At 64.1% G+C, this 10,946-nt stretch carries 11 protein-coding genes; 10 read left to right on the forward strand and 1 reads right to left on the reverse strand.

Features of this window, described 5'->3' with window-relative positions:
• Positions 1-585: mannosyl-3-phosphoglycerate phosphatase (locus tag HCZ87_RS17500; RefSeq protein WP_167645851.1), on the reverse strand; the 585-nt coding region annotated here is incomplete at its 3' end.
• A 274-nt stretch (positions 586-859) separates the two neighbouring features.
• On the opposite strand from HCZ87_RS17500, the gene HCZ87_RS17505 reads away from it, so the two are divergent.
• The 10 genes from HCZ87_RS17505 to HCZ87_RS17550 all read left to right on the forward strand — a co-directional run.
• The gene (locus HCZ87_RS17505) at positions 860-1,546 is read left to right on the forward strand and encodes a fumarylacetoacetate hydrolase family protein (protein ID WP_167645853.1); all 687 of its coding nucleotides are present in this window, start codon (positions 860-862) and stop codon (positions 1,544-1,546) included.
• A 200-nt stretch (positions 1,547-1,746) separates the two neighbouring features.
• Positions 1,747-2,802, forward strand: coding sequence for a quinolinate synthase NadA (gene nadA / locus HCZ87_RS17510; RefSeq protein ID WP_167645855.1), 1,056 nt, complete (start codon positions 1,747-1,749; stop codon positions 2,800-2,802).
• A complete protein-coding gene (locus tag HCZ87_RS17515) occupies positions 2,774-4,390 on the forward strand; it encodes an L-aspartate oxidase (RefSeq protein ID WP_175582310.1) in 1,617 nt (538 codons plus the stop codon). Before nadA ends, HCZ87_RS17515 begins: the two co-directional genes overlap by 29 nt.
• Complete coding sequence (gene nadC, locus HCZ87_RS17520) at positions 4,387-5,235, forward strand: carboxylating nicotinate-nucleotide diphosphorylase (RefSeq protein WP_167645857.1); 849 nt, start codon at positions 4,387-4,389, stop codon at positions 5,233-5,235. Before HCZ87_RS17515 ends, nadC begins: the two co-directional genes overlap by 4 nt.
• Before the next feature lie 120 nt (positions 5,236-5,355).
• Positions 5,356-6,486 carry an ABC transporter substrate-binding protein gene (locus tag HCZ87_RS17525; RefSeq protein WP_167645859.1) on the forward strand — a complete coding sequence of 377 codons (1,131 nt, stop codon included), beginning with the start codon at positions 5,356-5,358 and terminating at the stop codon, positions 6,484-6,486.
• A gap of 55 nt (positions 6,487-6,541) precedes the next feature.
• Positions 6,542-7,462 carry a branched-chain amino acid ABC transporter permease gene (locus HCZ87_RS17530; RefSeq protein WP_167645861.1) on the forward strand — a complete coding sequence of 307 codons (921 nt, stop codon included), beginning with the start codon at positions 6,542-6,544 and terminating at the stop codon, positions 7,460-7,462.
• Complete coding sequence (locus HCZ87_RS17535; RefSeq protein WP_167645863.1) at positions 7,459-8,421, forward strand: branched-chain amino acid ABC transporter permease; 963 nt, start codon at positions 7,459-7,461, stop codon at positions 8,419-8,421. The genes HCZ87_RS17530 and HCZ87_RS17535 overlap by 4 nt, the downstream gene beginning before the upstream one ends.
• Positions 8,414-9,163, forward strand: a complete 750-nt coding sequence (locus HCZ87_RS17540; protein ID WP_167645865.1) for an ABC transporter ATP-binding protein — start codon at positions 8,414-8,416, stop codon at positions 9,161-9,163. The genes HCZ87_RS17535 and HCZ87_RS17540 overlap by 8 nt, the downstream gene beginning before the upstream one ends.
• Positions 9,160-9,846 carry an ABC transporter ATP-binding protein gene (locus tag HCZ87_RS17545; RefSeq protein ID WP_167645867.1) on the forward strand — a complete coding sequence of 229 codons (687 nt, stop codon included), beginning with the start codon at positions 9,160-9,162 and terminating at the stop codon, positions 9,844-9,846. Before HCZ87_RS17540 ends, HCZ87_RS17545 begins: the two co-directional genes overlap by 4 nt.
• A 162-nt stretch (positions 9,847-10,008) precedes the next feature.
• Positions 10,009-10,946: PAS-domain containing protein (locus tag HCZ87_RS17550; RefSeq protein WP_175582311.1), on the forward strand; the 938-nt coding region annotated here is incomplete at its 3' end.

Below are 10,946 nucleotides of genomic sequence, written 5' to 3' on the forward strand. Positions count from 1 at the left end.
GTTGGGCGCATCGCCAAGGGCAATGGTGACGCAGGGCGCGTGGCGCTGTTTCACCGTCTCCATCTGGCAGGCCTTGGTGGCCCCGAAGGAGAGCGTCAGGAAACGCCCGCCTTGCCGGGCCGAGATGCCGCGCCGGGCCAGCGCTGCGAGGAATGTGGCGCGCTGACGCGCATCCCCCTGCCAGAGCCCCGGTTCGCTGAATTGTCGCGCCTTGGCGCGCTGGGCCTCCTCCCGCGATAACCCTGTGAGGCGCTGGACCTCGGCCGCGCTCATATCGCCGAAGCCGCGAAACGGCGCGTGCAGGGTTTGCAGCACCTGTCGGATTGCGCGGTAATCCGCATCCTTGTTGGTCACCCCGCTGGCGGGGACGCAGGCGGCGCCGTTCTCAACGATCATCGGGGCCGCGCCGAGGTCCAGGGCCTGGTGCAGCGGGCGCATTTCAGACGCGGTTTTGGAGCTGGCGAGGATCAACAGGCCGCCGCGGGCCTTGATGGCGTCGATCGCGGGAAGGGCGGGGGCGAAATCATAGGTGTCGTGATCCAGCAAACTGCCATCCAGATCGCTGAAAACCAGTAGCCGATGCATGAAATGCCTCTTTGCAAAATAGGCCATGCACTGAGCTTAGGTCGTTCCGGGGGGTGGGCAAATGGTGAAGCAGAGAATTCTCTTTAAAATTTACTATGTTGTGCGTTCTGCCTGTTTTTTTTGCGAAACTGTGATGGGCGATTGTCGGGGGCTATCATGCGCGGATGCATAGGGGCGCGTTGCGGGCGCGGGGGCTTGGTCGGGGCATGGGAACGCGCTATCAGCGAGCATGCGGCCCGGTCCCGGTCGCGCAAAGACGGAGGAAGACGCAGCCATGTCGAATTTTGTGATCCCAGAACCCCCACAGGCGGCGATTCCGGTGCTGGCAGGGCAGGGGGCGTTTCCGGTGCGGCGGGTCTATTGCATTGGGCGCAACTATGCCGCCCATGCGGTGGAGATGGGGCATGACCCGGATCGCGAGCCGCCGTTCTTCTTTCAAAAGGCGCCGGACGCGCTCGATGCCTCGGGGCGTTTTCCCTATCCGGTGATGAGCCGTGACGTGCACCACGAGGCAGAGCTGCTGGTCGCCCTCGCGTCCGGCGGGCGCGACATTGCAGAGGCCGACGCGCTGGGCCATGTCTGGGGCTATGGGCTGGCGCTGGATATGACGCGGCGCGATTTGCAGGGCGTGGCCAAGGCGGCGGGGCGCCCGTGGGAGGTTGGCAAATCCTTTGAACATTCCGCCCCCGTCGGGCCGCTCTCGCCGGTTTCCGAGGTGGGGCATCCACAGGACGGCGCGATCACCCTCTCGGTCAATGGCGAGATCCGCCAGAGCGGGGATCTCAACCAGATGATCTGGAAAGTGCCCGAAATCATCGCGCATCTGTCGCGGTATTACACCCTGGCGGCGGGGGATGTGATCCTGACCGGCACGCCGGCGGGGGTCGGGCCGGTCCAGCGCGGCGATGTCATGGAGCTGCGCTGCGACCCCTTTTCGCCGCTGCTGGTCGAGGTGGTCTGAGCATTTGCGCGCCCTTTCTCTATGGTAGCGCCCACAGTGCTTGCACCGATATTCACGGCCCGCTATGCACAGGCGCGCATACTCGCATTGCGACCTGCGAGGCTTGACGGGACGTCTGCGGCAGGTTTCCGCGCGTCCGACATTATAGTGCCGCCATGGTCTGCACGCGGCACGCGACCAGACGAGGGGAACACCCAGCCATGTCGCTCGACCTTCCTGTGCTGCGGACCGCATTGTCCGAGCATTATGACCTTGCTCCCAACCCGGACCTTGCTGCCTCCATGTCGGAGATTTATGGGCGCATGTCCCGGGTGGTTCCGCCTGCCGACTGGGCCATCTACGCGCCCTACGTCAAGGCGATCAACGCGCTGAAAGCAGAGCACAACGCCGTCATACTTGGCCACAACTACATGACGCCAGAGATCTTTCACGGGATTTCCGATTTTGTCGGCGACAGCCTGCAACTGGCGATCAAGGCCACCGAGGTGGAGGCCGATGTGATCGTGCAATGCGGCGTGCATTTCATGGCCGAGACGTCAAAGATCCTCAGCCCCGACAAGACCGTGCTTATGCCCGATATGGACGCCGGGTGCAGCCTGGCCGAAAGCATCACCGCCGAGGGCGTCGCCGAGATGCGCCGCCGCTATCCCGGCGCGCCGGTGGTCTCTTATGTGAACACCACCGCCGAGGTGAAGGCGGCATCGGATATCTGCTGCACCTCCTCCAACGCCGCCCAGATCGTCGGCGCGATGGAGAGCGACACGGTGATCATGACGCCGGATCAGTATCTGGCGCAAAACGTCGCCCGCGACGTGCCGCATAAGAATGTGGTCTGGTGGGAGGGCTCCTGCATCGTGCACGAGCAATATACCGCCAAGGACCTGCGCGATTTCCGCGAATGGAACCCCGGCACGAGGCTGATCGCGCATCCCGAATGCCCGCCGGATGTGGTCGCCGAGGCCGACTTCAGCGGCTCCACCAGCGGCATTCTGAAATATGTGACCGATGAAAAACCCGAAAAGGCGCTGTTGATCACCGAATGCTCGATGGCCTCCAATATTGCCGACGCGCTGCCGGAGGTCGAATTTGTCGGCCCCTGCAACATGTGCCCCTACATGAAGAAAATCACCCTGGAGAAGGTGCTCTGGTCGCTGCACTCGATGCAGGGGCAGGTGGAGGTTGACCCGGTGGTCGCCGCCAAGGCCCGTCAGTCGGTGCAGGCGATGATTGATCTGTCCCGCAAGCTGGGCCTCTGATCAGGTGAGCGAACGGGTCACAACCGACCGTATCATCATTGTCGGCGCCGGGCTTGGCGCGCTGTATGCGGCGCTGACGCTGGCGCCGCGCCCGGTGGTGATGATCTCCCCCGATCCCCTCGGGCAGGGCGCAAGCTCTGCCTGGGCGCAGGGCGGGGTGGCGGCGGCAATGGATGGCCGCGACAGCCCGGCAGCCCATGCCCGCGATACCGAACTGGCGGGCGCGGGCACGGTGGATGCGGCTGTGGCCAAGCTGGTCACTGAAGAAGCCCGCGCGCATATTCTCGACCTCACCACGCTGGGCGCGCCCTTTGATCGCACCAGTGACGGCGGCTATGTGATGTCGCGCGAGGCGGCGCATAGTTTTGCCCGTGTGGTGCGGGTGAAGGGCGATCAGGCCGGGGCAGAGATCATGCGCGCCCTAATCGAACGCGTCCGCGCCACCCCGTCGATTCAGGTGATCGAAGGGGTGATGGCCGAGGGGCTGGAGGTCACCAAGGGCCGCGTCACCGGCGTGCGGCTGGTCTCCTCCACGCCCGAGGGCTCCGCTCCGGTGCTGCTCTGTGGTGCGGCGCATTTGATGGCGGGGGGCGGCAGTGCGGGTCTCTATGCGATCACGACCAATCCGCCGCGCATTCGTGGCCAGGTGCTGGGCATGGCGGCGCGGGCGGGCGCCGAGGTGGCGGATGCGGAGTTTGTGCAGTTCCACCCCACCGCCATGGATGTGGGCGAGGACCCGGCGCCCCTGGCCACCGAAGCGCTGCGCGGCGAGGGGGCGATCCTGCTCAATGCGGCCGGCGAGCGGTTCATGCTGGCAGAGCACCCCGACGCGGAACTGGCACCGCGCGATGTGGTGGCGCGGGCGATCTTTGCGCAAGGCCAGGCGGGCCAGCGCCCGGTGCTGGATACCCGCGCGGCGCTGGGCGCGTCGATCACCGAACAGTTCCCGGCGGTCAGTGCGGCCTGCCTGCGCAATGGCATCGACCCGGCAACGCAAACCATCCCTGTCGCCGCCGCCGCGCATTACCACATGGGCGGCATTGCCACTGATCTCGACGGGCGCAGCTCTCTGCCCGGGCTCTGGGCCTGCGGTGAATGCGCCTCGACGGGTCTGCATGGTGCCAACCGTCTGGCCTCCAACGGGCTTCTGGAGGCGCTGGTCTATGCCCGCCGCGCGGCGCAGGATATTGCCGCACAGAGCGGCATGGCGCAACAGGCAGAGGAGATCACGCTGGATCTGCACCCCGGCGGCGAGACCCCGAACCCCGAGACGGTGGCCCAACTGCGCCGCGCCATGACCCAACATGTCGGCGTGCTGCGCGATGCGACGGGGCTGCAAACCGCCCTGCGCGAGATCGCGGCCCTGGCGGCGCGGCAACCGGCCTGCGAAAATCTGCAAAACATCTGCACCACGGCGACGCTGATCGCCGCCGCCGCGCTTCTGCGTGAAGAGAGCCGCGGCGCCCATGAACGATCCGACTTCCCCGCGACCTCCGCCGCGCTCGCGCAACGCTCGCGATTGACCTGGGCGCAGGCCGAGGCGCTGCGGGACAAAATCCTTGCCCAACCGGAGACCCCATCCCCATGAGCTTTGCCACACTTCCCGACCTGATCCTGGAGCCGCTGGTAAGATCCGCACTGATGGAGGATCTGGGCGCCTATGGCGATGTGACCACCCGCGCGGTGATCCCCGATGAGGTGCGTTATTCCGCCCGCCTGCGCGCGCGCGAGGCGGCGGTGATCTCTGGCATGCAGGTGGCGGCGCTGGCGTTCCGCCTTGTGGACCCGAGCCTTGAGGTGACACCGCTTGTCAGGGACGGCGCGCCCTGCGCACCCGGCGATGTGCTGATGGAGATCAACGGCAAAGCGGCCTCGATCCTGATGGGCGAGCGGGTGGCGCTGAACTTTGCCGGACGTTCGACCGGCATCGCCACGCTGACCGCCGCCATGGTGGCCGAAACCAAAGGCACCAGGGCCCGCGTCACCTGCACCCGCAAGACCACGCCGGGGCTTCGCATGGTGGAAAAACTGGCGGTGCTGCATGGGGGCGGCTTCAACCACCGCTATTCGCTCTCGGATGCGATCCTGATCAAGGACAACCACATCGCCGCCGCGGGTGGCATCCGGGCGGTGCTGGAGGCCACCAAGGCCCATGCCAGCCATATGATGGCGGTGGAGATCGAGGTGGACACGCTTGAGCAGCTGCAAGAGGTGCTGGCGGTGGGCGGCGCCTCGGTTGTGCTGCTGGATAACATGACGCCGGATCAACTGCGCGAGGCAGTGACGATCAACGCAGGCCGTCTGGCGCTGGAGGCCAGCGGCAATGTGCGGCGCGAGACCGTCGCCGCGATTGCCGCCACTGGCGTCGATTATATCTCCTCCGGGGCGCTGACCCATTCCGCGCGCACCGTCGATCTTGGCCTCGATTTCTGAGGCAGGCGCAGCAGGCTTCGGGCTGCAAAGTTTCACACTTTGGGTGACTGGGGAGTGGACCGATGGCCGAAGCTGGGGTAGATATTTTACATGTAAGATAAAAAAACAGGGAGTTTGGGAATGAAGAAGCTCGTGTTGGCCTCTGCGGCGGCGACTCTGGCGGCAACTGCGGCCATGGCGGATATCAAAGTGGGGATGATCACCACCCTGTCCGGCGGCGGCGCCAGCCTTGGCATCGACACCCGTGACGGTTTTATGCTGGCGATCGAAGAGGCCGGTCGCGATGATGTCGAGGTGGTGATCGAGGACGATCAGCGCAAACCCGATATCGCGGTGCAGCTGGCCGACAAGATGATCCAGTCGGAAAAGGTCGATGTGCTGACCGGTATCGTCTGGTCCAACCTCGCCATGGCGGTGGTGCCGGCGACCACGGCGCAGGGGCTGTTCTACCTTTCGACCAACGCGGCCCCGGCGCAATTGGCTGGCAAGGGCTGCAACCCCAATTATTTCGCGGTCTCCTATCAGAACGACAACCTGCATGAGGGCGCAGGCGCCTATGCCACCAAGGCGGGTTTCAAGAACACCTTTATCCTGGCGCCGAATTATCCCGCCGGCCACGACAGTCTCAATGGTTTCAAACGCTATTACAAAGGCGACCTGGCGGGCGAGGTCTATACCAAGCTGGGCCAGACCGACTATGCCGCCGAAATCGCGCAAATCCGCGCCTCGGGGGCGGATAGCGTGTTCTTCTTCCTGCCCGGCGGCATGGGGATTTCCTTCCTGAAGCAATATGCCGACAGCGGTGTGGACCTTCCCGTCGTGGGCCCGGCCTTCAGCTTTGATCAGGGCATCCTGCAAGCGGTGGGTGAGGCGGCACTGGGCGTCAAGAACGCCTCCACCTGGTCCAAGGATCTCGACAATGCGGCCAATACGGCCTTTGTGACCGCGTTTGAGCAGAAATACGACCGGCTGCCGTCGATCTATGCAGCACAGGGCTATGACACCGCAAACCTCTTGCTCTCGGCCATCGACAAGGCCGATATCAACGATGACGCGGCCTTCGCTGCGGCGCTGAAGGCGGCTGATTTTGCCTCCGTGCGGGGCGATTTCTCCTTTGCGGCGAACAACCACCCGATCCAGAACGTCTATGTGCGCGAGGTGATCAAGGAAGGTGATATCTTCACCAACAAGATCGTCGATACCGCGCTGGAGGATCATTCCAACGCCTATGTGGATGCGTGCAAAATGTAAGTGGCCTTCCCGGTCCGCGATAGGCGGGCCGGGACCCCTCTGAAAGAAGGCACATATGTCCACAATTCTGATTTTCGAGCAGCTGCTGAACGGCGTTCAGTTCGGCGTCATGCTGTTTTTGATGGCCGCGGGGCTGACACTTATCTTTGGCGTCATGGGGCTGATCAACCTGGCGCATGGCTCGCTCTATATGGTGGGGGCCTTTGCCGCCGCCGCGGTGGCGGGGCTGACCGGATCCTTTGTGCTGGCGCTGATGGCAGCGCTGGCGGCGGCGGCGCTCCTGGGCGCGGTGATCGAGGTCACGGTGATCCGCAGGCTTTATGACAGCGACCATCTGGATCAGGTGCTGGCGACATTCGCGCTGATCCTGATCTTTTCCGAGGGCACGCGCTGGCTCTTTGGCTCCTTTCCGCTGTTTCTTGATATCCCCGAGGCGCTCTCTGGTCCCGTCACCCTGCCGGGGGGCATTCAATATCCGCTCTATCGTCTGGCGCTGATTGGTGCGGGGCTTCTGGTGGCGGCGGGGCTCTGGCTGTTGATCGAGCGCACAAGGCTCGGCATCCAGATCCGCGCAGGCGAGAATGACCGCGAGATGATCGCGGCGCTGGGGGTGGATATCTCCAAGCTTTATACGCTGGTCTTTGCCCTGGGCGCGGCCCTGGCCGGGCTGGCGGGCGCATTGGTCGGCGCGATCCAGTCGGTGCAGGTTGGCATGGGCGAGCCGGTGCTGATCCTCGCCTTTGTGGTGATCGTGATCGGCGGCATTGGCTCCATCAAGGGGGCCTTTATCGGCGCGCTGCTGGTGGGGCTGACCGACACATTGGTCGGGATCTTCCTGCCCGAAGTGCTGAAGCTCTTCATGGAGGCAGCACCTGCAACCTCTGCCGGTTCCGCCATTGCCTCGATGTCGATCTACATCCTGATGAGCCTGGTGCTGATCTGGCGACCCTCTGGCCTGTTCGGAGCCCGCGCATGAACAGAGAAACACTTTTCAACGCAGCGCTTTTGCTGGGTCTCATTGCCGTGCCCGCCTGGGCGGTGATCGCGGATGAGCCTTTCACCATCACGCTGGCGACCCGCGCGGTGATCCTTGCCCTTGCTGCGGCCGGGCTCAATATCGCGCTGGGCATCGGCGGGCTCGTGAGCCTTGGGCACGCGGTCTTTTTCGGGATTGGCGGCTATGCCATGGGCATCCTTGCCTATCACGCCCAGAGCTACAGCAGCCTGATGGACTGGCCGCTGGTGATCGAGGGAACCAAGTCGATGCCGGTGATCTGGATCGTGGCCATGATCGTCTCGGCGCTGGCGGCGCTGGTCATCGGGGTGCTGAGCCTGCGCACCACCGGGGCCTATTTCATCATGATTACGCTCGCCTTTGGGCAGATGTTTTACTACTTCGCCATCTCCTGGAGCGCCTATGGCGGCGAGGATGGCATGTCGATCTATGTCAGGAACGATTTTCCCGGCCTCAACACGCTGGTGCCGATCCAGTTCTACGGGCTCTGCCTTGTGGTGCTTCTGCTGGTGCTGCTGCTCTCGGCGCGGCTGCGGCGGGCGCCTTTTGGCCTGGCGCTGGATTCCGCGCAGGCGGTGGGGCTTGATCCCATGCGGCTCAAGCTGGTGGCCTTTGTGATCTCGGGCGTGATCACCGGGCTGGCCGGGGCGCTTTATGCCGACCTCAACCGCTTTGTCAGCCCGACCATGTTCAGCTGGCAATTGTCGGGCGAGCTCATGGTGCTGGTGATCCTGGGCGGGGTGGGGCGGCTGTTTGGTCCGGTCGCCGGCGCGGTGGCCTTTGTCGCGCTGGAGCATTTCCTCGGCGGGCTGACCGAATTCTGGCATATCTTCCTCGGCCTGATCCTTCTGGCGGTGGTCATGTTTGCACGCGGCGGCCTCACCGGGCTGATCGCAGGACGGGAGTTGCGCCATGACTGATCCGGTTCTTGCAACCCATGGTATTTCGAAATCCTTCGGTGCGCTGAAGGCCAGTTCGGACATTTCGATCACCCTGCGCCCGGGCGAGATCCACGCCATTATCGGCCCCAACGGTGCGGGCAAATCGACCCTGATCGGCCAGATCTGCGGCGCGCTCACGCCGGATGCGGGGCGGGTGGAGCTGATGGGGCGGGATGTCACCGCCCTCACTCCGGCGCAGCGGGCACGGGCGGGACTGGGCCGAACCTTCCAGATCTCGGCGCTGGCGATGGAGGACACGGTGCTTGAAAACGCGATTCTTGGCGCCCTTGGGGCCAGTGCGCGCCCCTGGCGGTTCTGGGCCTCGGCGCTGGGCGACAAGAGCCTGCGCCAAAGGGCCGAGGCGGCGCTGGAGCGGGTCGGCCTGGCGGATGCCCGGGCCAAGCGCTGCGCCGACCTCAGCCACGGCGAACGCCGCCAGCTGGAGGTGGCGCTGGCCCTGACGCTCTCGCCCAGGGCCTTTGTGATGGATGAACCCATGGCGGGGCTTGGCGCGGCAGGATCCAAGGAGATGACCGGCTTTCTTGATGGCCTGCGACAGCAGGCACCGATCCTCTTGGTGGAACATGATATGGACGCGGTCTTTGCCCTGGCGGATCGGATCAGCGTTCTGGTTTACGGCACCGTGATCGCCAGCGGCAGCGTGGCGGAGATCCGCTCCGATCCGGAGGTGCGCGCGGCCTATCTGGGGGATCCGGCATGAGCCTGTTGAAAATCCAAGGCCTCACGGCCTCTTACGGCGTCAGCCAGGCATTGTTCGGCGTTGATCTGGAAATCGCCGCGGGCGAGGTCGTCGCCCTGATGGGGCGCAATGGCATGGGCAAATCCACCACCGTCAAGGCGATCTGCCGGATGATCGCGGCGCAGGGCAGCTTGCAGTTCGCAGGCCAGGATTTGCAGCGCCTGCCCAGCTACAAGGCGGCGCGTCTGGGCATCGGTCTGGTGCCCGAGGGGCGGCGCTGCTTTCGCGACCTCACGGTGGCTGAAAACCTGCGCGCCACCAGCCGCCCCGGCGATTGGGACATGCGCAAAGTCACCGCGCTGTTCCCGCGCCTGGGCGAACGCGAGGGGCAGCTCTCTGCCTCACTGTCGGGGGGTGAGCAGCAGATGCTGGCGATCGGCCGCGCGTTGATGACCAACCCGCGCCTGCTGATCCTGGACGAGGCGACGGAGGGGCTGGCCCCCATCATCCGGCAGGAGATCTGGGCGGCCCTGAACCGGCTGAAACAGGACACCGAAATGTCGATCCTGGTGATCGACAAGACCCTCTCCGAGCTGGCGCAGGTCTGTGACCGCGCCGTGGTGCTGGAGCGCGGCACCACCGTCTGGAGCGGCGCCATGCAGGCGCTGACGCCAGAGCTGAGCCAGCGCTATATCGGCGTCTAAGCCGGGCATGTGGCCCTGTGATTGTATCCCGAACGCAGGAGTGTCGCATCGGCGGAGTTAACCAAAAAACCAGAAGGCGCGGACCGGTTAGGCATTGAGAAATCAAACCTCCCTAGGTTTTGGGGACTGGTTGACGATTGACATTGCCGGGAGGCTTCGCCGATGCGGCTTGGACGGACACTTGCTCTTTTTGCGCTGATCCTGGCGGTTCTGACCGGGATGTCGTTTATTGGCTATCGCTATCTCATGCTGGCCAATGAATACCGCGCCCGCAATCTGGTTCATCTGGAAACCACGCAGGACATCCTGACCCTGCTGGGACAGACCCCCGTTCTGCGGCCCAAGGAGGCCGCGGAACTGGAGCAGTTGGTGCTCCTGGCAGGAGAACAGGCGCGCTGGTGCCTTGATAATCTCTCCATGACCGAACGGAACGCATTTCTGCTGCTCGGAGCCGGGGAGGCGCTGAAGATCTGCGAGGCGGCGATCAAGGAAACCGATGCCGCGATGAACATCCTCGCGCCGCTCAAGAGCCCGGATGCCGTCTACGTTGTCGGAGAGAGCAGCCCCTTTGTGCGCAATTTGCAGCTGACCGATTCAATGCGGAAGTTGCGGAAACTGAGCCTCTCCTTCCGTCCGCAACTGGACATCATCGAAGACCGCCTCGTGCAGGTGGTCCAAACCGTCACTGCCATCGCAAGCTTTTGTCTTGCAATGGTTTTTGTGGTGTTGTCGCGACAGATGATCCGCACGTGGAAGGTGCAGACCGAGCAAACGCTGGAGCTGAACCGCATCTCGCATCGGATGACGGCGGCCATGGATGCCTCCAAGGATGGCTTTGCCATTTATGACGAGGAAAACCTGTTGGTGATCTGCAATGACACCTACCGCGAGCTCTGCCACGTGAACCCCGAAATGGTGCAGCCGGGCATGCATATTCGCGACCTGACAGAGAGCGCGCTGCGCGCCGGGCATTACGCATTGGATGGCAAATCCGCGCAGCAGTATCTGGCAGACTACGATCAGAAGGTTTTGGGCGAAAAAGACTGGCTTGAGGTGACCATGGAGTTGGCCGGGGACAGGCATATCCTGTCCCGCGTCAA

Source organism: Phaeobacter sp. HF9A (assembly GCF_011806385.1).
GTDB lineage: Bacteria > Pseudomonadota > Alphaproteobacteria > Rhodobacterales > Rhodobacteraceae > Epibacterium.